The sequence below is a fragment of the Brevundimonas sp. UBA7507 genome (assembly GCF_002478355.1).
Taxonomy (GTDB): domain Bacteria; phylum Pseudomonadota; class Alphaproteobacteria; order Caulobacterales; family Caulobacteraceae; genus Brevundimonas; species Brevundimonas diminuta_D.
The window spans coordinates 156,707-177,347 of sequence record NZ_DLNP01000017.1; the positions used below are offsets into that span (position 1 = coordinate 156,707).

The window sequence follows — 20,641 nt, forward strand, 5'->3', positions numbered from 1 at the left end:
GTCAGCCGGCGACCTTGGTGCGGGCGAACTCGCAGGCCTTCTCGAACTTCTCGATGGCCTCGCGGGCCTCGTCGAGGGTGATGTTCAGCGGCGGCAGGACGCGGACCAGGTTGTCGCCGCCGCCGGCGACCAGCAGCTTGGCCTCGTCACGGGCCCAGCCCATGAACTCGCGGTTGTTCGGAACCAGTTTGACGCCCAGCAGCAGCCCCTTGCCGCGCACCTCGACGATCACGTCAGGGAAACGCTCCTTGAGGCCGTGCAGCTGCTGGGTCAGATAGCCGGCGACCTCATTGACGTTGTCCAGAATGGCGTCCGACGACACTTCGTCGAAAGCCGCCTGGCCGACGGCCATGGCCAGCGGGTTGCCGCCGAAGGTCGAGCCGTGGACGCCGACCGTCATGCCCTTGGCCGCCTCGGCGGTGGCCAGGCAGGCGCCGATGGGGAAGCCGCCGCCCAGGGCCTTGGCGACAGCCATGATGTCCGGCGTCATGCCGGCCCATTCGTGGGCCCACAGCTTGCCGGTCCGCCCCATGCCGCACTGGACTTCGTCGAAGATGATCAGGACGCCGTATTTGTCGGCCATCTCGCGCATCCAACGCAGGTCTTCCTCAGGCGTGGCGCGGCAGCCGCCCTCGCCCTGCACCGGCTCCAGGATGATGGCGGCCGTGTTGGGGTTCTCGAAGGCGGCGGTCAGCGCGGCCTTATCGCCCCACTTCAGCTGATGGAAGCCTTCCATCTTGGGTCCGAAGCCCTCGGTGTAGCTGGGGTTGGCGGCGGCGTTGATGGCGCCGTAGGTGCGGCCGTGGAACGAGCCGTCGAAGCCGTAGATGTCGATGCGCTCAGGCTGGCCGTTGGCGACGTGGAATTTGCGCGCCGTCTTCAGGGCGCACTCGATCGCCTCGGTGCCCGAGTTGGTGAAGAAGACGACGTCGGCGAACGACTTCTCGCACAGGGAGTCGGCCAGGGCGTCCTGCCCCGGAATCTTGAAGATGTTGGAGACGTGCCACAGCTTCTCGGCCTGGTCCTTGACCGCCTGCACCAGCTTGGGGTGGGCGTGGCCCAGGGCGTTGGTCGAGATGCCCGAGACGCAGTCCAGATATTCCGTGCCGTCGGTGGACCAGAGGCGGACGCCCTGGCCGCGCTCCACTTCCAGCGGCGCGCGATTGTAGACACCCATCAGATGACCGGACACTTGGCAGACTCCATAAAACGAGACGGTCCCGACGCGTCTGCGACGGGACCGCTTTGGAAAAGGGCGACGAACTTGTCGGGCGCTATTTCCCCTTAGTCAACACCGCGAGAGACGCGATTTCAGCGCAGTTGCGCATCGAGCTTCTGGATCAGGGCCGCATAGGTCCGGCCCGCCAGGTCGATGGTGTGGCCCTCGACCGCCGCGATGGCGTCATCCTTGGAGTGGATGACGCGGAAGACCTGGGGCGTGAAGCCCTCGGCCAGGCCGTTGGTCTCGCCGCCGTTGAAGGCCAGCCACATCTGGTGGGCGCCGACCTCGTCCTGAAAGCCCAGCGAGACCACCGGCGCGCCCGCCGCCGAGAAGGCCCGGTCGTCGGACGGCGGATACTCGGGGAAGCCGACGCACTGCTGAGCGCGCTCGGCGCACAGCTCCTGCACCGCACGGGTGACGAAGGCCGACTGCGTCCCGTTGTTCTGGCCGTACATCATGGTGTCGCCATAGGCGGCGACGTCCGAGTTCACCACCGCCGCGACATTGGCGATCCCATGCGCCTCGATCCACTTCTTGGCGCCGATCAGGCCCAGCTCCTCCTGGTCGAAGAAGATGATGCGGATGCGGTGCGACAGCGGCGTCTCGCGCAGGATCTTGGCCGCCTCGATCAGGGCGACCACCGAGCCGGCGTTGTCGACCAGGCCGTCGGCCATCGTCCCGTCACGCAGTTTCACCGCGTCATAGTGGGCGGTCAGCAGGATCTCCTTCTCGCCTTCGCCCAGGGTGACGACGACGTTGGAGCCCTGCATCGGACCGGCGCGGCCGCCGCCCTCGAAGGTCTCGACCGTAGGGGCGAAGCCCTCGGCCCGAAGCTGGCCCAGCAGCACCTCCAGGCGCTCGGCGTTGGACGGCTTGGCGTAGGCGCCGACCTGTTCACGCAGATCGGCGGCGCGATCCTGGGCGAAAGACGGCGCGGCCGTCAGGCAGACGACGGCCAGGCAAGCGCCGCTCACAGCGGCTTTCAGGCGAAGGTGAAACGACATGGCGAGGCCCCTTTCGCGAGGCCCCTCGCCCCGTGCTCGACGCCTTGATTAAAACGTCAGCTCTTCAGCCGCCAGCCTGAACGGAACACCAACCAGCAGGCTGCGCCCATGACCACGGTCAAGACGGCGCTCATAACCACGCCGACCATCAGGCTGCCCTCGGCATGACCGATGAAGCCCGCTCGGAACCCGTCGATCAGGTAGAAGAAGGGATTGAACTTGCTGATGGTGGCGAACGGCTCGGGCAGGCTGTCGATCAGGTAGAAGGTGCCCGACAGGAAGGTCATCGGCATGACCACGAAGTTCTGCACCGCCGACAGATGGTCGAACTTCTCGGACCACAGCCCCGCCAGCACCCCGACCATGCCCATCAGCAGGGAGGCGATCAGGCCGAACCAGACGATCAGGGCGATATTGGCCAGCCCCAGCTTGGCGAAGGGCATGACGCAGATCGCCGTCACCAGCCCCACCGCCACCCCGCGCGTCGCCGCTCCCAGGGTGAAGCCGACCGTCAGCTCCAGCGGGCTAAGCGGCGGAGTCAGAAAGTCGGTGGCCGTGCCCATGATCTTGGCCTGGATCAGGCTGGACGAGGCGTTGGCGAAGGCGTTCTGCAGGATGGCCATCATGATCAGACCCGGCGCGACGAACTCGGCGAAAGGCGTGCCGTGAAGCGGCGGCCGCGCTCCCTTCAGGGCCACCACGAAGACCATCATGTAGAGCAGGGTCGTCACCACCGGCGCCGCCACCGTCTGGGCGCCCACCTTCCAGAAGCGGCGGACCTCCTTCAGGTACAGGGTGCGCAGCCCCACCCAGTTGATCCCGTCATAGCGACGAGGCTGGGGTAGGCCGTGAGGGGCGGCGGAAGAGGCGTCGGAACCGGCGATCAGGTGCGTCATGCCGCCTCAGATGCGACAGCCAAGCCGGTTTCGCAAGGCGCAGCCCCTGTGGATGACGCCCAAGAAATTGAGTCAAATCGGGACATTAACCATACTAGATGTAGTTTCTGTGGACAGGTGAATTCCCACATATTGCGTGTTTTAAGGGGTGATTTACGATTAGAGGCGTGATGAGGGGCCGAAATTCGGACTCCGGCACAAGATATTGAATCCGACTTCTCCTCAGGAGGGCGACATGAACCCAGGCTGGACCGAAGACCGCGTCGGCGCGCTCAAGAAGCTGTGGCTGGAAGGCCAGTCAGCGAGCCAGATCGCCAAGGCTCTAGGCGGCGGCGTGACCCGCAACGCCGTGATCGGCAAGGTGCACCGCCTCGGCCTGTCGGGTCGGGCCGCGCCGTCGCAGCCCGCCCGCACCACCTTCCGCCCGGCCCGCCCCCGCGCCGCCGCCCCGGCCGCGCCGGTGCAGGCTCCGTCGGCCCCGCGCCGCATCGAGGCCGTGGCTCCGCGCCCCGTCGTCGCCGCCGCGCCGCAAGCTTCGGTCCCGGCCCCCGCGCCGGAACTGGCCGGCACCGCCACCGTGCTGACGCTGGGCGCCCACATGTGCAAATGGCCGATCGGCGACCCCTCGACCAGCGACTTCAGCTTCTGCGGCCGTCGCGCGTCGGAAGGCGTCTACTGCGTCGAGCACGCCCGCGTCGCCTACCAGCCCCAGGTCCGCAAGAGCGCCGGCAAGGACGCCTCGTCCGACCTGGCCCGCAGCCTGCGCCGGTACATTTAAGCCTGCTATCGCTCGCCGCGCGGCGGCTCCCTGCTTGAGCAGAGGAGCCGCCGCGTCGTCGAGTTTCGGCCCTACGGCCGACACGAACGCCTCCTAAAGGGGCCGCCGTCCGCCCCGTCGGCTTCCGACGGGCTCCGGGGCGGGACTGCGGTTCATCCGGGTTGACGCAGTCCCATCCAGGCCCTCGCCCTCGGCGGGGGTTTTTTTGTTGGCCCTAACGCGCTTCGCGCTGCTTGAGGGACTTCGTACTGGCCCTACGCGCTTCGCGCTGCTTGAGGGCCGAATGGCTTCAGCCCCTTCACTCCCAGCTTGAGACCTGCCCTTAGTTCAGAACGCGCCGTGAGTCCGGCACGTCCAGGCTGAAGGCCGGGATGGCGGCCTCGAACATCCGGCCTTCGGCGTCCTGCATGAAATAGGCGCCGACCATGGAGCCGGACGGCGTCGTCAACGGACAGCCCGAGGCGTAGGCGTAGCTGTCGCCCGGCTCGATCACCGGCTGCTCGCCGACCACGCCGGGGCCGCGCACCTCCTCGACCCGGCCCAGGGCGTCGGTGATGGTCCAGCGCCGGGCCACCAGCTGCACCGGGCCGCCGCTCAGATTGACGATCTCGACCTGATAGGCCCAGACCCAGCGGCTCTCGGCCGGGTCCGACTGGCCCGCCAGATAGGAGGGGCGGACGCGAACGACGACGCCTTCGGTCTCGGCGGTATAGGCAGGAGCGGAGTGCATGCGCTATATGCGTCCCGCCGTACGCGGGGTTCAAGCGTCTGTCGTCGCCGACAAGCTACACAGACGAGAAAATCCGTGTGAGAACAGGACGGCATGACCCGCTTTTCCATTCCCGACCAGCCCGGCATCCTTCCCTTCCAGGGCATTGAGACCCTGATCGCGATCGGCGCCATCGCCTCCGACACCCCGTTCGACGTCGATCAGGTCCAGCCGGCCAGCCTGGACCTGCGCCTGTCCGACCGGGCCTGGCGCGTGCGCGCCTCCTTCCTGCCCGGCCAGCGCCGCGTCGAGGAACGCATCGCCGACGTCGCCATGCACGCCATCGACCTGCCCGACAGCGGCTATGTGATGGAGAAGGGCTGCGTCTACATCGCCCGCCTGCAGGAGCGCCTCAGCCTGCCCAAGGGGTTGAACGCACGCGCCAATCCGAAGAGCTCGACCGGCCGCGTCGACGTCTTCGTGCGCCTGCTGACCGATCAGGGCGGCAGCTTCGACGACGTGGACGAGGGCTATGACGGCCCCCTCTACCTCGAGATCGCGCCCCAGACCTTCTCCATCCTGGTCAAGCCGGGCACGCGCCTGAACCAGCTGCGCCTCAAGGCGGGGGAGCCGCCCAAGCTGGAGACCCGCAGCGTCGGCGTCGATCTGCGCGCGGGCGACAACGGCGTCGTCGGCTATCGCGGCCGCCGCCACGCGGGCGTGGTCAACATGGACCACATCGACGGCCACGACCCGCGCGACTTCTGGGAGCCGCTGACCCTGCGCCGGGGCGAACTGCTGCTGGATCCGGGCGAGTTCTACATCCTGGCCTCGTCGGACGATGTGGAAATTCCGGTCGACCAGGCCGCCGAAATGACCCCGATCGACCCCTCGGTCGGCGAGTTCCGGGTCCACTACGCCGGCTTCTTCGACCCCGGCTTCGGCACGGACGAGGCGCACGGCGCAGGCTCCAAGGGCGTGCTGGAAGTCCGCACCCACGACACCCCCTTCCTGCTGGAACACGGCCAGATCGTCGCCCGCCTGGTCTATGAGCCGCTGACGGAGCGACCCTCACGTCTCTATGGCGAAGGCGGCAGTCACTACCAGAGCCAGGGGCTCAAGCTGTCGAAACACTTCCGCCCCTGGGGCTGATCTGCCCCTCTCGCCTGAGGGAGAAGACGGCATGTGAAGCATGACGGACGGGGGCCTAGGCGCACAGCCTGTCGGTCTGATGAAGAAAAAACGCCATGGTCGACCGACCGCGGCGTTCACCCCCCTCATTCAAGCGTCTTCGGCGCCCATCTTCTTCCACAAGGGCAGAAGGAAGACGGAAATGTCGTTATAGGCAGCGCATGACCATGCTTCTCTACGGCCGCCCGCCCGCGGTGTTCGATCCGCCCTCGACGGCGACGCAGACCTCGCCCCTGATCCCCGGCTCGACGGCGTTGGAGACGGTTGCGCCCGGATCGGCCGACGGGGTGATGCTGTACGCCCCGCCGGGCGCGGTGGAGCGTCGCTATACGCTGGCGCTGGCGCTGAAGACGCTGAAGCCCGGCGGGCGGCTGGACGTCATGGCCCCCAAGGACAAGGGCGGATCGCGTCTGGGCAAGGAGCTGAAGGACTTCGGGCTGGAGGTCATCGAGACGGCCAAGGCGCATCATCGCCGCTGCATCGTCATCCGCCCCGAGGCGGTCGAGGGCCTGGACGCCGCGATCGAGGCGGGCGCGCCGCGCGTGGTTCCGGGGCTGGAGGCCTGGTCGCAGCCGGGCGTCTTCGCCTGGGATCGGATTGATCCGGGCACGGCGCTGCTGGCGCAGGTGCTGCCGCCGCTGAAGGGGGCGGGCGCCGATCTGGGGTGCGGCTTCGGGGCGTTGTCGACGGTGGTGCTGCGCTCGCCCGGCGTGACGGCTTTGCGGCTGGTCGACATCGACCGGCGCGCGGTCGAGGCGGCGAAGCGCAATGTCGAAGATGCGCGCGCCAGCTTCGACTGGGCCGACGTGCGGACGCTGGAGGCGGCGGGCGATCTGAACTTCATCGTCAGCAACCCGCCCTTCCACGACGGCGGCGACGAGGACCGGCGGCTGGGGCAGACCTTCATCCGCAAGGCGGCCGAGATGCTGAAGAAGGGCGGAACGGCCTGGATCGTCGCCAACCGCCACCTGCCCTATGAGGCCGAGCTGGACGCCGCCTTCAAGCGGGTGCGGATGGTCGTGGATCAGGGCGGCTACAAGGTTTTCGAGGCGGTGAAATGAACCCGCCCTCAAGCAGCCCGAAGGGCGTTAGGGCATGAGCAAGAAGATTCCAACGTCCCGCGTGGACAGGCTGCTGGGTTCGATGGGCTACGGCTCGCGGGCCGAGATGGCGCGGCTGGGCAAGGCGGGCGGCGTCGTGCTGGACGGCGCCGATCTGACCGATGTGTCGAAGCGCATTCCGGTGACGCCCGATCTGCCGACGCGCATGGAGATCGACGGCGAGCCGCTGGACCCCGTGGCCGGTCTGGTCGTCCTGCTGAACAAGCCGCTGGGCATGACCTGTTCGCACAAGGAGGACGGGGCGCTGGTCTATGACGTCCTGCCCGACCGTTGGCGGCGGCGCGATCCGGCGATCTCGACCATCGGGCGGCTGGACAAGCAGACGAGCGGCCTGTTGCTGCTGACTGACGACGGCGACCTGCTGCACCGGGTGATTTCGCCCAAGCGTCATGTGGCCAAGGTCTATCGCGCGTCCTTGGCGCGGCCGCTGAACGGGGCGGAGGGGGGGCTGTTCGCCTCGGGCGAGCTGGTGCTGGAGGGCGAGGACAAGCCGCTGGCGCCCGCCGTGCTGGAGGTGGTGTCGCCGACCGAAGCCCTGCTGACGGTGACGGAGGGGCGCTATCATCAGGTGCGCCGGATGTTCGCGGCGGCGGGCAACCACGTCGAGGCTCTGCACCGCGAGCGGCTGGGCGGGCTGGCGTTGCCCGATGATCTGGGGCCGGGCGAGTGGCGACTGCTGACCGAGGACGAGATCGCGTCGATCTTCGCCTTCTGAACTCCGCTCATCCCGGCGGACGCCGGGATCCAGTGAGAGCCTCATACGCCGCGTTTGCAGCCAAAGAACTGGGCCCCGGCGTCCGCCGGGGTGAGCGGGAAGCAGGAGGGCCGGCGCTTGACCTGCCCTCTGCAGTCGCGCACCTGCCTGTCTCATGACACTCACCAAGATCTGCGGCCTGACGACGCCGGATACCCTAGATGCGGCTCTGGACGGCGGGGCGGCCTTTGTCGGGGCGGTGGTGTTTCCCAAGAGCCCGCGCCATATCCCGCCGATGCACGCCGCCAACCTGTTCGACCGGGCGCGCGGAAAAGCGAAGGTGGTGGCCGTTCTGGTTGATCCCGACGACGCCCTGTTGAGCGAAGTCGCCCTGATCCTGCGGCCCGACTTCATCCAGTTACACGGCCATGAGACGGCGCAGCGCGCGGCCGAGGCGCGAAGACTGACGGGAGCGGGGATCATCAAGGCCCTGCCGATCGAGGACGGGGCGGACTTTGCGGGCGTCGCCGACTGGACCGGCGTCGCCGATCATCTGCTGTTCGACGCCCGGCCGCCCAAGGGCGCCGATCTGCCCGGCGGGGTGGGGGCCTCGTTCGACTGGGGGCTGATGCAGAACCGGGCGCTTCCCGCAAACTGGTTCCTCGCGGGCGGGCTGGATCCGCAAAATGTTACCGAGGCGGTGCGGATTTCAGGGGCGCCGATGGTCGATGTGTCCTCTGGCGTCGAAAGCGCGCCGGGTGTTAAGGACCGCACCCTGATCAAAGCTTTTCTGGACGCCGCATCGCGGTCCTGATTTCGTCGCCTTCCTCCCTGAAGACTTTACGTTGTGCCCCAGACCGTGAACGCTCTCTCGAATTCCTACGCCTGGCCCGACGCCGAGGGCCGTTTCGGCCCCTATGGCGGTCGTTTCGTGCCCGAGACCCTGATGCCGCTGATCCATGAGCTGGAGGCGGCCTATGCGGCGGCCAAGGCGGATCCCAGCTTCCAGGCCGAACTCGACGGCTATCTGGAGCACTACGTCGGCCGCGCCAGCCCGCTCTATTTCGCGGAGCGGCTGACCGAGCATTTCGGCGGCGCCAAGATCTGGCTGAAGCGCGAAGACCTGAACCACACGGGCGCACACAAGATCAACAACTGCATGGGCCAGATCCTGCTGGCCCGCCGCATGGGCAAGACGCGCATCATCGCCGAGACGGGCGCCGGCCAGCACGGTGTCGCCTCGGCCACCGTCTGCGCCCGCTTCGGCCTGCCCTGCACGGTCTACATGGGCGCCGTCGACGTGGCCCGGCAGCAGCCGAACGTCTTCCGCATGAAGCTGCTGGGCGCCGAGCTGAACCCGGTGACGGCCGGCGCAGCGACGCTGAAGGACGCCATGAACGAGGCGATGCGCGACTGGGTCACCAATGTCGCCGACACCTACTACATCATCGGCACGGCGGCGGGCCCGGCCCCCTATCCGGCCATGGTGCGCGACTTCCAGTCGGTGATCGGCAAGGAGATCAAGGCTCAGAGCCAGCGCCAGATCGGCCGTCTGCCCGACGCCGTCATGGCCTGCATCGGCGGCGGATCGAACGCCATCGGCGCCATGCACCCCTTCATCGCCGATGAGGGCGTGCGCCTGATCGGCGTCGAGGCGGCGGGTCACGGCCTGGACACCCCCGCCCACGCCGCCAGCCTGAAGGGCGGGCGCTCGGGCGTGCTGCACGGCAACCGCACCTATCTGCTGCAGGACGCCGACGGCCAGATTCTGGAGGGCCACTCCATCTCGGCCGGTCTGGACTATCCGGGCATCGGGCCGGAGCACGCCTGGCTGCACGACCTGGGCCGGGCGGAGTATCTGTCCAGCACCGACGACGAGGCGCTGGAGGCCTTCCAGCAGCTCTGCAAACTGGAAGGCATCATCCCTGCGCTGGAAGCCTCGCACGCCCTGGCGCGCGCGGGCGAGGTCGCCAAGCAGATCGGCAAGGACGGCGATCTGGTGATCGTCCTGTCGGGCCGGGGCGACAAGGATATCAACACCGTGGCCCAGCACCTGGGCGTGGAGCTGTGATGATGAAGACCCTGCTGATCGCCGCCCTCGCGGCGGCTGTTTCACCGACCCTGACCCTGGCGCAGAACACGGCGGCGCCTGCGCCCCAGACGTCTTCTGGCCAAGCGCCCGTGCAGACCGCGCCGACCATTCCGCCTGGTCCGGCGGCCACGGGCATGCCGGTTCTGCCGCCGGCGACGGAGGCGGCCGATTGCGGCGGCTTGCTGCGTAGTCCGGCCTTCTGCGTGACGGCGCAACTGGATCAGATCGGCGCCCTGGCCGACGCCTATACCGAGCATCTGGCCACGCTGAACTGGCTGGCGGCCGACGGCGACGACAACCGCGTCATCTTCGTGCGTCGCCGCGACGGCGGCGGCTGCGACGGCCTGCAGATGGTCGCCTTCTACGACGAGACCAAGCCCGCCGAGGCGACCGCGCCGGGCTATCTGGGCTTCGCCGTCATTCCGGGCGACGTCTGCATGGCGGCGCCCGCCGCTCCGGCAACGCCTTCGGGAGGTTCGGCGCAGTGACGACGATGCGTATCGACGCCCGCTTCGCCAAGCTGAAGGCCGAGGGCCGGGCCGGCTTCGTTCCCTATGTCATGACCGGCGATCCCAGCCGCGATGAGGCGCTTCAGATCCTGAAGGGTCTGCCCGCCGCCGGGGCGGATCTGATCGAGCTGGGCCTGGCCTTTTCGGACCCGATGGCCGAGGGGCCGCCGATCCAGCGCGCCGCCTTGCGCGGGCTGAAGGCGGGGATGACCCTGCGCGGCACGCTCGACCTGGTCGCGGACTTCCGCAAAGGTGATCAGGACACGCCGTTGATCCTGATGGGCTATCTGAACCCGGTGGAATCCTACGGCTATGAGGCTTTCGCCCGCGATGCGGCCGAGGCCGGGGTGGACGGCATCATCGTGGTCGATTGCCCGCCGGAAGAGGCGGCGCCCCTGCTCGCCGCTCTGAAGGCCGCCGATCTGTCGCTGATCCGCCTGGCTACGCCGACGTCCGACGACGAGCGGTTGAAGGTCATCGCCGAGGGCACCTCGGGCTTCGTCTACTACGTCTCCGTCGCCGGGGTGACCGGAGTGAAGGAGGCTGTGGCCGCCGATGTGGCGCCCGCCGTCGAGCGCGTGCGCCGCGCGGCCGGCCTGCCTGTCGCTGTCGGCTTCGGCGTGAAGACGCCGGAACGCGCCGCCGAGATCGCCCGCGTCGCCGACGCCGTGGTGGCCGGCTCGGTCTTCGTCGACGAGGTGGCGGCAGCGCTCGAGGCGAACGAACCCGCCGTTCCCCGCGTTCTGGCCAAGGTGAAGGCCCTGGCCGATGCGGTTCATGGCGCCCGCACTAGTGCTTCCGTGACGGAAACCGTTTAAAGGCCCCGCCCATGGTCGATAAAAATCCCGAGAACAAGGCTCGCGGCGGCTGGCTGTCGCGTTTCGCGCCCGGCGTGCGCAAGATCGTCAGCCCGCGCGACACCCCGGACAATCTGTGGGTCAAGGATCCCGATACGGGCGAGATGCTGTTCCGCTCGGACCTGGAGGCGGCCCTGTGGGTCACGCCGTCGGGGCGTCACATGCGGATCAATGCGCCGACGCGCCTGAAGGCCACCTTCGACGACGGCCTGTTCGAGAGCATCGACACGCCGGACGTGCCGGAAGACCCGCTGAAATTCTCGGACGGCAAGCCCTATCGCGATCGTCTGTCGGCGGCGCGCAAGGCGGCGGGCCGCAAGGACACCATGGCCATCGGCTACGGCCGCATCGGCGGCGCGCCCGCCGTGGTCATCGTGCAGGACTTCACCTTCATGGGCGGTTCGCTGGGCATGGCGGCGGGCGAGGCCTTCATCGCCGCCGCGCGTGAAGCGGTGAAGCGCAACATTCCCCTGGTCTGCTACACCGCCGCCGGCGGGGCGCGGATGCAGGAAGGCGCCCTCAGCCTGATGCAGATGGCCCGCACCACCCTGGCCGTTCAGGAAGTGAAGGCGGCCAAGCTGCCCTACGTCGTGGTGCTGACCGACCCGACCACGGGCGGGGTCACGGCCTCCTACGCCATGCTGGGCGACGTCCACCTGGCCGAGCCGGGCGCCCTGATCGGCTTCGCCGGTCCGCGCGTGATCGAGACCACCATCCGCGAGAAGCTGCCGCCGGGCTTCCAGCGCGCCGAATACCTCAAGGACAAGGGCATGGTCGACAAGGTGGTGTCGCGCGGCGACCTGCCGACGACGCTGGGCCTGATCCTGTCCATGCTGATGGGCGGCGCAGCCCAGAAGAAGGCTGCCTAACCGCAGGCTTTTGCCATGGACCCGATTTCGGAACGCCTGCGCGCCCGGCATCCCCAGCGCATCGACCTGTCGCTGGATCGGATGCGGGCGCTGTGCGCCGCGCTCGGGAATCCGCAGGATAAACTGCCGCCGGTGGTCCATGTCGCGGGCACCAACGGCAAGGGCTCGACGGTCGCCCTGATCCGCGCCATTGCAGAATCTGCGGGCCTGCGCGCCCACGCCTACACCTCGCCGCATCTGGTGCGCTTCAACGAGCGTATCCGGCTGGCCGGGACGCTGATCACTGATGACGCCCTAAACGCCATCCTCGACCGGGTCGAGGCGGCCATGGCCGAGACCGGCGGCCAGGCCACCGTGTTCGAAAGCACCACAGCGGCGGGCCTTCTGGCCATGAGCGAGACGCCCGCTGATCTGGCGATCATCGAGGTGGGTCTCGGCGGATCGCTGGACGCCACCAACGTCATCGCCCGCCCTCTGCTCAGCGTCATCACCCCGGTTGATCTGGACCACGCCGAGTTCCTGGGCACGACCATCGAGGGCGTGGCGGGCGAGAAGGCGGGCATCCTCAAGGCGGGCGCGCGCGGCGTCGTGGCGCGTCAGTCCGAGGCGGCCATGGCGGTGATCGAGCGCCGCGCGGCCGAGGTCGGCTCGCCCCTGACCGTCATGGGCGTTGACTTCGACGCCTGGGCCGAGCGCGGGGGCCTCGTCTATCAGGATCAGGAGCGGTTTCTCGACCTGCCTGCGCCCGCCTTGCCCGGCGCGCACCAGTTCGACAATGCGGGCGTCGCCATCGCCGCCGCGCTGGAGTTGGATCTGCCCGAAACCGCCATCGCCGAGGGGCTGAAGGCCGTGCGCTGGCCTGCACGAATGCAGCGACTGACCGCCGGTCTTTATGCGGACAAGGCCCAGCAGGCCGACGCCGAACTGTGGCTGGACGGCGGGCACAACCCGCACGCCGCCCGCGCCCTGGCCCGCGCCCTGGCCGACCGTCAGGCGCGCGCGCCGCGCCCCACAGCCCTGATCGTCGGCATGCTGGCCAACAAGGACGCCGGCGGCTTCTTCGAGGCGCTGAAGGGCATCGACGCCCAGGTATTCACCGTCGGCTTCGAGGGGACGGCCGCCGAGCCGGAGGCCTTGGCCGCCGTCGCGCAGGGACGCGGCTTCGGGGCCATGGCGGCGGGATCGGTGGACGCCGCGCTGGACCGCGCCCTGGCCCTGGGCGCCGGGCGGGTGGTCATCTGCGGCTCGCTGTATCTGGCGGGCGAGGTGCTGGGCGCCAGCCGCGAGACCTGGCCCCAATAAGCGTCCTCCCTTCCCCCTCGATGGGGGAAGGGCTGGGGATGGGGGTGCGCGCGCGACGTAAGAAAGCGTGGCGCACGAGGCGCGGAAGTCTCCTGCGCTCCTGTCGGAATCAGCCTGCCTACACCCCCACCCAACCCTCCCCCATCGAGGGGGAGGGCTTCGACAAAAAGAAAAAGGCGGCGCCTCTTTCGAAACGCCGCCCACCCGACTTCGCCCTGCGGACTCAGCCGCCCTCCCCAGGACGGGGAGGGAGAATGTCGTGTCAGTCCGCCGTCACGCCGGCTTCGGCCAGCCATTCGACGATCTTGCCCTTGGGCATGGCGCCGACCTTCATCGAGGTCATCTGGCCGTCCTTGAACAGCATCAGGGTCGGAATGCCCTTCACGCCCATCTTCGACGGGACCATAGGGCTGTCGTCGATGTTGACCTTGGCGACCGTGACCTTGCCGGCCAGTTCGTCGGCGATCTGCTCCAGCGCCGGGCCGATCTGCTTGCAGGGACCGCACCACTCGGCCCAGAAATCCACCAGCACGGGGGTCGAGGACTTCAGGACGTCGGCGTCGAAGCTGTCGTCGGTGACTTTCACAGTCGCCATTTTAGTCTCCTTAAGGGCGCTATCGCTCGCCGCGCGGCGGCTCGCTGCTTGAGCGCAAAACTTGTTTCGCGCCGACAAAGGCGTCAGCGTTCAGGCACAGATGTGGGTGCGAATCCCCGACAAATCAACGCGCATTTTCGAGAGCGGCGTCCATCAGGGCTTGAGGAACCGCCATCAGCTTCGGCCCGTCGGTCCAGACCAGGGCCGCTTCGACCGCGCGGTCGGGATAGAGACGGCGCAGGACGGCGGCGTAGATCGCCATCTGCAGCACATAGGCCGGATCGGCGTCTTCGACGTGATCGGGAGCGGGACGGTTGGACTTGAAGTCGACCACTAATACGCGTTGTGGAGTGACCACCAGCCGGTCGATGCGGCCCGAGATGGACACGCCGGACGGCAGGTCGGGCGCGGTCCCGGTCAGGGCGACTTCGGCGCGACTGCCGGGGCCGAAGACGGGCGCGAAGCGGGCGTCGTCCAGCACGCCGAAGGCGGCGGCGATCATCTCGGCGCGCTGCTCCTCGCTCAGGTCGCGTTCGCGCGCCAGCATCCGGCGGGCGGCGTCGGGGCGGTCGGGCGACGGCAGGTCGGGCAGGCGCTCCAGCAGGCGGTGGATCAGGTCGCCGCGCCGGAAGCGGCCCAGCCCGGCGCCCGGCCCTTCGCCGCGCGCTAGGGGCGACGGCGCCGGGATGCGCTTCTGCTCCTGCATCTGCGAAGGCGAGGCGAAGCGGGCGGCGGCGTCTCGCGGCGGCTCAGTCCGCGCCCAGTCGGGGGCCTCAGGGCGCATTTCGGCGGCGGCGACGGCGGCGGGCAGGCTGTCGGGATCGGCGCCGTAGCGGCGGACGCTGCCGTCCAGTTCGCGCACCTGATCGCCCAGCCGGTCGAAGGTCTCCTCGATCACCGACCACCAGTCCCCGGCCTCGGGCGCGCGCTTGGAGCCGCGCCCCATGACGATCACCCGGTCGCGCGCGCGGGTCAGGGCGACGTAGAGCAGGCGTAAGGATTCGTCGCCGACCCGCGCCTCGCGGGCCGCGCGGGCGTCGGCCGAGGCGGGGCAGTCCTCCTTCGACGAGCCGGGGCACATCAGCCAGGCTTCGCCGCTCTCGGTGGCGACCGGCATCAACGACGGCCCCTGCGCCTTCGCCTTCATCGTCGTGTCGGGCAGGATGACGACCGGCGCCTCCAACCCCTTGGCGCCGTGGACGGTCATGACGCGGACCTCGCCGCGCGGCCCTTCCAGTTCGCGCTTCACCTCGACGTCGGCGGCTTCCAGCAGGGCGAGGCAGGTCTCCAGATCGGTCCCGCCGCGCCCCTCGGCGGCCAGCACCTGATTGAGCGTCTCGTCGATGGCCTCCTCGGCCTCGCGGCCCAGGCGGGTCAGGATGCGGGCGCGACCTGATTGGCCGGTCGCATCGACCCGGTTCAGCAGGCGGGAGAAGAAGCCGAACGGATCGAGGTCGCGGGCGTCGCGCGCCGCGCGCAGCAGGTCCAGCGCCTGACCCCACTCGGGCCGCTCGCTCGCGCGGCGCTTCAGCTCGCGCCACAGGCCCTTGCGATCCTTGAGACCGGCGAGGTCGAACAGGCTGTCCTCGTCCACGTCGCAGAAGGGGCCGCGCAGCACCTCGGCCACCGTCAGATCGTCGCCGGGGAAGAGGGCGAAACGGGCCAGCGCCTTCAGGTCGTCGAAGACGATGTGCTGCGACAGCTTTAGCCGGTCGGCGCCCGCCACGGGCGCGCCGGCCGCCTTCAGGGCGCGGATGATCTCCTCGAAGGTCGCGTCGCGGCGGCGGACCAGGATCAGGAAGTCGCCGTAGCCGCAGGGGCGCGCGGCGCCGCCCTTGTCGAAGACGACGGCGCCGGTTTCGACCTGTCGTTTGATCTCGAACGCCAGCGTCTGGGCCATGCGCTTGCGGGCGCTGGCGGCGCCCTCCTGATCGACGGGATCAGTCCAGGCGTCGCGCTCGGGCGGGGCCTCGTCCACGAACAGCGGCCACAGCTCGACCGCGCCGGGTTGGCCTTGGCGGGCGGCGGTGTGGTGCGGAATCTCGCCTGTCTCCCCGACCAGCGCCCGGGCGCGTTCGGGCGTGGCGAAGACTGCGTCCACGAACGACAGCACCGCCTCGGTCGAGCGGTAGGAGGTCTCCAGCGGCACGCCTTCGAAGGCCCCGCCTGCCCCGGTGATCAGGCTGTCATAGACCTGCGCTTCCTGCCGCAGCCGTTCGGGCCGGGCGCCCTGGAAGGAATAGATCGACTGCTTCTCGTCGCCGACGGCGAAGACGGTGCGGTCGGTCCCCTCGACGGTGAAGAACTCGCCGGTCAGGGCGCGCATGATGGCCCACTGTTCGGGGGCGGTGTCCTGAGCCTCGTCGATCAGGACGTGGTCGACGCCGCCGTCCAGCTTGTACAGCACCCAGGCGGCGGTCGAGCGGACGGTCAGCAGTTCAACCGTTCGGGCCACCAGGTCGGAGAAGTCGAGCGCGCCGTGCGCCGTCTTGGCCGCCTCGTAGAGGGCGGCGTGGGCGTTGGCGAGGGTCAGCAGCCTGATGGTGTCGTCGGCGACCTTGGCGGCCCGTAACTGGTCGCGGGCGGCCAGGAACTTGTCCTGAAGATCGGCCAGCCAGCCCGCGGCGTCGGGCGGCGCCTGCTTGGTCGCCATCGACTTGCGGGGCGAGCCGGAGCCGGTCAGGAAGACGACGCCGAGGCCGTGGAAGCTCCAGTCGTGGTCGAGGGCGTGGATCAGTTCAGCGGCCCGGTCCTTGTCGGTCTTTGAGCCGGTGGTCATCAGCTCGGCCATGCGGCGGACCTCGCCCCGGTCCAGCCAGCGCAGGAAGTCGGCCTCGATGTCTTCGGGCGACCTTTGCGGATCGGCGCCGGTCAGGACGTAGGGGCCGGGCGCCCGGCCGTCGGCGACGCGGGCGACATAGTCGGTCAGTTCGGCGCGCTTGGCCTCGATCAAGGCCAGCAGATCCTGGAAGCGGCCCCAGTCCAGCTCGACCGCGAAATGGCTGTAGGCCTCGCCGACCGGCCCTTCGGCGTCGGCCAGGGCGGCGCGGGCCAGGTCTTCGCGCGCGGCGTGGGACAGGGCGATCGCCGCCTCGTTCTCCAGCACGGTGAAGCGCGGCGAAACGCCCGCCTCGATGGGGAAGCGGCGCAACAGCTTTTCGCAGAAGGCGTGGATGGTCTGGATCTTCAGCCCGCCGGGTGTCTCCAGGGCGCGGGCGAACAGGCGGCGCGCTTCGGACAGGCGGGCGGGGTTGAGGGCGGCGGGGTCGCTGTCGTCCAGTTTCGCCAGCTCGGCCGACAGTTCGCCGTCGTCCATGACGGCCCATTTGCCCAGAGTCTCGAACAGGCGGGCCTGCATCTCGGCGGCGGCGGCCTTGGTGTAGGTCACGCACAGGATGGCCGAGGGCGCGGCGCCGCCCAGCAGCAGGCGCGCCACCCGGCTGACCAGGGTGGTGGTCTTGCCCGATCCCGCGTTGGCGGTGACGAAGACCGAGCGGGCCGGGTCAGCGGCGCGGGTCTGGGGATTGAGGCCGTCGCGGACGTGGAGGTTCATTCCGCCTCTCCTTCTTCGCCGCCGCCGATGACGTGCCATTCCCAGACGCGGGCCAGCAGGTTGTAGGGGCTGTAGCTGCCCATGAACTGCGGCGCGGCCCAGGAGACGTAGGGCGTGGCTTCATCGTCGAAGCGGGCGACACGGGCCATCAGGCCTTGCAGCGCGGCGTCGGACAGGGCCTGCGCCTCCGGTCCGGCGGCGCGCACGGCGACCTCGCCCGCCTTCTTGCGGCCGACGACGCGGACATAGGTCAGTTCTTCCGGCGGGACGGGACCGTTCGTCTCCTGGAAGCCGCCCGCCGCCAGAATGGCGCCGGTCAGGGTCAGTTGGGGCGCGAAGCCCGCCTTGATCTGTTTGGCGGTCGGAACCTGGCCGGTCTTGAAGTCCATGACGGCGGCGGACAGGGCGCCGACCTCGATGCGGTCGGCGTAGGCCTTGACGGTGAAGGGGCCGCCCGGCGCGTCGAATTCCAATGCGCCTTGCTGCTCGATCAGCAGTTGGACGCCGCGCGCGCGGCGGTTCGTCTCGAATCCGGCCAGCCAGCGGGCGGCGTTCCTGGCCAGCGGCGCCTCGCGGGCCATGGCGGCGTCTTCGAAGCCGTGGGCGCCCAGCTCCTCTAGTAACAGGCGCTCGATCATCGCGTCGAGATCGTCGGGCAGCAGGTCGGGCCAGTCCTCGGTCAGGCGCTCGATGGCCTTGTGCACGGCGTTGCCGCGCGCCAGGGCCTCGGCCGAGGCGCCGGGGCGCTCCATCGGTTCGAGGTTCAAAATGCGGCGGGCGTAGAGGGCGTAGGGGTCGCGGACCCAGCGTTCGACCCCGGTGACATAGAGGCTGCGCGGGCGGCGCTCGACTGGGGGCGTGGGCGCGGGACGCGGGGCCAGCCGGGCCGGGCCGGGCGTCGGGGCGTCGAGGGCGGAGGTCCAGTCGGCGACGCCTTCAGGGGCGCTGAGCCGGACCGGGGTGTCGGGCGCGTTTGCGCCGCGCGTCAGCATCTCCAACCGCCACAGCCAGCGCGAGCGTACGGCGGGCTGGCCGCCGCGCCGCTCGCAGTGGACCAGGATGGCCTCCTCGGCGCAGGCGGCCTGGACGAAGTCCTGCGCCGTCTGGCCCAGGCGCCGCTCGGGCGCGGGCAGGGGCAGGGCGGCGCGCATGGGCCGCGACAGGAAGGGGTCGACCGGGGCGGCGTTGGGCCAGACGCCCTCCTCCAGCCCCGCCAGGATCATGCGGTCGGCCCGCGCCAGCCGCGCCTCGATGGCGCCGAGAATGCGAAGGGACGGGTGGGTGGCGCCGCCGGTGCGCACCGTGGTCTCGGCCAGCAAGGCGGCGATCAGATCGGCGAACTCGGCGGGCGTGGTCTGGCCCAGCGGGCCGCCGCCCTCAATCAGGGCCGACAATAGGGAGGCCGCCGCCTCGCCGTCCGGCCCGGCCCAGGCGTTCTGACCGGCCAGGGCCTCGATCAGAGCGGTCAGGGTGCGGGTGGCTTCGTCCGGCGGACAGGGGCGGGCGGTCGCCAGCGTCTCCAGCCGGTCGGCGAGGGCCTGCGCGCCCTTCAGCCGGGCCAGCTTCCAGTCGGCCAGCGGCAGGCCGCCGCGTCGAGGCTCGCCCGCCTTCAGCAGGCGTTCGTGAAGCTGGGACCAGCGGCGCGGGCGGGGGCCGCGCAGGGCGTGCTCCTCCAGCGCCTCTGCGGCGTCGGTGAGCGACGTCTCGCCCAGATCGAGGCGGACCAGCGGGTGCTTCAGCAGGGCCAGCAGGGTCTGCGGCTTCAGCGGCTCGGCTAGGAAACGGGCGCAAAGGTCGACCAAACCCCCGGCCGTCATCCGCGACAGGGGCTGGCCGGTGGAAGAGTCGGCGACAATGCCCCAACGCGCCAGTCGCGCCTCGACCCGGCGCGACAGCTGCAGGTCCGGCGTCACCAGGGCGCAGGTGATCGGGCGGCCGTCGGGGCCGCGCTGCTCCAGGCTTTCGCGCATCATCAGGGCGACGGCGGTCGCGGCCTGTTCCTCGGCGCGGACGGACAGGACGGTCAGGCCCGACAGGCCCTCGGCGATGGGGTCGGCGGCGCGCCCTGCCTCGGCCGAGCGGGCGCGCAGGCGCTTGATCTCGGCGCGCCAGTCGTCGGTGGCCTCGGCGGGGCGCAGGGCTTCGTTGATCAGGCGCTGACGGGCCAGACCGCGCGCCTCGACGGCGGGATCAAGCGCAGGCTGGAACCACGGCTGGACGGCCTCGCGGACGACCTCGGCGCGGGCCAGCAGGGCCTTCAGCGCGGCCTGCGGGTGCTGGTCGTCGATGCGGTCCCAGGCGTCGGCGGCCAGATCGAGGTCGAGGCCGGGCAGGACGACCACGCCCTGCGGCGCCTTGGCCACGGCCTTCAGCACGTCTGCGGCGGCGGGGACGGTGCCGGTCGAACCGGCGGCGATGACGGGAGCCTGCGGCGGGCGGGCGTCCCAGGCCTCGGCCAGACGACGCAAAAGAGTGGCGCGGCGCCAGGCGGGATCGACCAGTCCCAGCGCCTCCAGCCGCTTCGGCCAGGCCTCGACGGCGAGGCCGAGGAAGCGGGCGCTCTCGCGCCAGTGTTCGGCCAGATCCTGTTCGGCCAGGGTCGCGACGCGCGACAGGTCGGAGACTTCCTCCAACTGGCAGGAATCGAGGAAGGAGCCCAGCGCATCGGCCATTTCGAGGGCGCGCAGGGGCTTCATCCCCGGCTCGAAGTCCTCGGCGATCATCCGCGCCATCTCGAACCGGCGGGTCAGGGGGGCGATGGCGGGCGGCAGGTCCAGACCCAGCTCGCCGGGGGCGAAGGGCGGCTCGTCTTCTTCCAGATCGCCGAGCGGGCGCACCTGCGGCAGCAGGACGGGACGCTCGCCCGCCAGCTTGCCCAGGGCGAAGGAGAAGGCGCGGGCGGCGCGGCGGTTGGGCAGCAGGATGGTGGCGTCGGTCAGGGTCTCGGGCGGGGCGTCGCCCAGCCAGTCCAGCACCCCCGCCGCGAGGTCTTCGAGGAAGGGCCGCCAGGCGGGCACGGCGCGCCAGCGCGGCCCGCTTCCGGCGAACGGATCGAAGCGCCCCCTCGTCATGATCAGGTCTCCGCCTTCAGCCGCGCCTCGGCCTCGTCGCGCGCCTGAGGGTCGCCGACGTGCATCCAGTCGCCGTCGAGCACGCAGCCGTAGAGGCGTCCCTCGGCGGCCGAGGCGCGCCACAGGGGGCTGAGCGAGAAAGGGCCGTCGGGGCCGTGGTCGGCGTAGTCGGGGCGGG

At 69.9% G+C, this 20,641-nt stretch carries 17 protein-coding genes; 10 read left to right on the forward strand and 7 right to left on the reverse strand.

Annotation, left to right across the window (positions count from 1 at the left end; translation table 11 throughout):
• Window position 1: 1 nt before the first annotated feature.
• The 3 genes from B3D50_RS12930 to B3D50_RS12940 all read right to left on the reverse strand — a co-directional run bounded on the left by B3D50_RS12930 (window position 2) and on the right by B3D50_RS12940 (window position 3,122).
• Complete coding sequence (locus tag B3D50_RS12930; RefSeq protein WP_286951964.1) at window positions 2-1,177, reverse strand: aspartate aminotransferase family protein; 1,176 nt, start codon at window positions 1,175-1,177, stop codon at window positions 2-4.
• A 134-nt stretch (window positions 1,178-1,311) separates the two neighbouring features.
• Entirely contained in the window at window positions 1,312-2,226 is a 915-nt protein-coding gene (locus B3D50_RS12935; protein WP_286951728.1) for a M20/M25/M40 family metallo-hydrolase, read from the reverse strand.
• Window positions 2,227-2,282: 56 nt separating this feature from the next.
• Window positions 2,283-3,122, reverse strand: coding sequence for an ABC transporter permease (locus tag B3D50_RS12940; protein ID WP_286951730.1), 840 nt, complete (start codon window positions 3,120-3,122; stop codon window positions 2,283-2,285).
• Window positions 3,123-3,357: 235 nt separating this feature from the next.
• Between B3D50_RS12940 and B3D50_RS12945 the strand changes: the two genes are divergently transcribed.
• Complete coding sequence (locus tag B3D50_RS12945) at window positions 3,358-3,900, forward strand: GcrA family cell cycle regulator (protein ID WP_286951734.1); 543 nt, start codon at window positions 3,358-3,360, stop codon at window positions 3,898-3,900.
• A 322-nt stretch (window positions 3,901-4,222) separates the two neighbouring features.
• On the opposite strand, the gene apaG is transcribed toward B3D50_RS12945, so the two are convergent.
• Entirely contained in the window at window positions 4,223-4,630 is a 408-nt protein-coding gene (gene apaG, locus B3D50_RS12950; protein ID WP_003166348.1) for a Co2+/Mg2+ efflux protein ApaG, read from the reverse strand.
• Window positions 4,631-4,723: 93 nt separating this feature from the next.
• Between apaG and B3D50_RS12955 the strand changes: the two genes are divergently transcribed.
• The 9 genes from B3D50_RS12955 (at window position 4,724) to B3D50_RS12995 (ending at window position 13,244) form a co-directional block, all read left to right on the forward strand.
• Window positions 4,724-5,761: a 2'-deoxycytidine 5'-triphosphate deaminase gene (locus tag B3D50_RS12955; RefSeq protein WP_003166349.1), complete on the forward strand. Its 1,038-nt coding sequence runs from the start codon at window positions 4,724-4,726 to the stop codon at window positions 5,759-5,761.
• Between the two features lie 200 nt (window positions 5,762-5,961).
• Window positions 5,962-6,861: a class I SAM-dependent methyltransferase gene (locus B3D50_RS12960; RefSeq protein WP_286951740.1), complete on the forward strand. Its 900-nt coding sequence runs from the start codon at window positions 5,962-5,964 to the stop codon at window positions 6,859-6,861.
• Window positions 6,862-6,895: 34 nt separating this feature from the next.
• On the forward strand, window positions 6,896-7,636 hold the full coding sequence (locus B3D50_RS12965) for a pseudouridine synthase (RefSeq protein WP_286951741.1): 741 nt from the start codon (window positions 6,896-6,898) through the stop codon (window positions 7,634-7,636).
• Between the two features lie 154 nt (window positions 7,637-7,790).
• Window positions 7,791-8,429, forward strand: a complete 639-nt coding sequence (locus tag B3D50_RS12970) for a phosphoribosylanthranilate isomerase (protein ID WP_286951743.1) — start codon at window positions 7,791-7,793, stop codon at window positions 8,427-8,429.
• 45 nt (window positions 8,430-8,474) lie between these two features.
• Complete coding sequence (trpB, locus tag B3D50_RS12975; protein WP_286951966.1) at window positions 8,475-9,686, forward strand: tryptophan synthase subunit beta; 1,212 nt, start codon at window positions 8,475-8,477, stop codon at window positions 9,684-9,686.
• Entirely contained in the window at window positions 9,686-10,195 is a 510-nt protein-coding gene (locus tag B3D50_RS12980; RefSeq protein WP_286951744.1) for a hypothetical protein, read from the forward strand. The genes trpB and B3D50_RS12980 overlap by 1 nt, the downstream gene beginning before the upstream one ends.
• A complete protein-coding gene (gene trpA, locus B3D50_RS12985; RefSeq protein WP_286951745.1) occupies window positions 10,192-11,034 on the forward strand; it encodes a tryptophan synthase subunit alpha in 843 nt (280 codons plus the stop codon). Before B3D50_RS12980 ends, trpA begins: the two co-directional genes overlap by 4 nt.
• An 11-nt stretch (window positions 11,035-11,045) precedes the next feature.
• The gene (locus tag B3D50_RS12990; RefSeq protein WP_286951747.1) at window positions 11,046-11,942 is read left to right on the forward strand and encodes an acetyl-CoA carboxylase carboxyltransferase subunit beta; all 897 of its coding nucleotides are present in this window, start codon (window positions 11,046-11,048) and stop codon (window positions 11,940-11,942) included.
• Window positions 11,943-11,957: 15 nt separating this feature from the next.
• Entirely contained in the window at window positions 11,958-13,244 is a 1,287-nt protein-coding gene (locus B3D50_RS12995) for a bifunctional folylpolyglutamate synthase/dihydrofolate synthase (RefSeq protein WP_286951749.1), read from the forward strand.
• Window positions 13,245-13,506: 262 nt separating this feature from the next.
• Here the strand turns inward: B3D50_RS12995 and trxA are convergent, their stop codons facing one another.
• The 3 genes from trxA to addB form a co-directional block, all read right to left on the reverse strand.
• Window positions 13,507-13,839 carry a thioredoxin gene (trxA, locus tag B3D50_RS13000; protein WP_003166386.1) on the reverse strand — a complete coding sequence of 111 codons (333 nt, stop codon included), beginning with the start codon at window positions 13,837-13,839 and terminating at the stop codon, window positions 13,507-13,509.
• A 124-nt stretch (window positions 13,840-13,963) separates the two neighbouring features.
• Window positions 13,964-17,392 carry a double-strand break repair helicase AddA gene (addA, locus tag B3D50_RS13005; RefSeq protein WP_286951751.1) on the reverse strand — a complete coding sequence of 1,143 codons (3,429 nt, stop codon included), beginning with the start codon at window positions 17,390-17,392 and terminating at the stop codon, window positions 13,964-13,966.
• Window positions 17,389-20,463: a double-strand break repair protein AddB gene (addB, locus tag B3D50_RS13010; protein WP_286951753.1), complete on the reverse strand. Its 3,075-nt coding sequence runs from the start codon at window positions 20,461-20,463 to the stop codon at window positions 17,389-17,391. Before addB ends, addA begins: the two co-directional genes overlap by 4 nt.
• Window positions 20,464-20,641 lie beyond the last annotated feature (178 nt).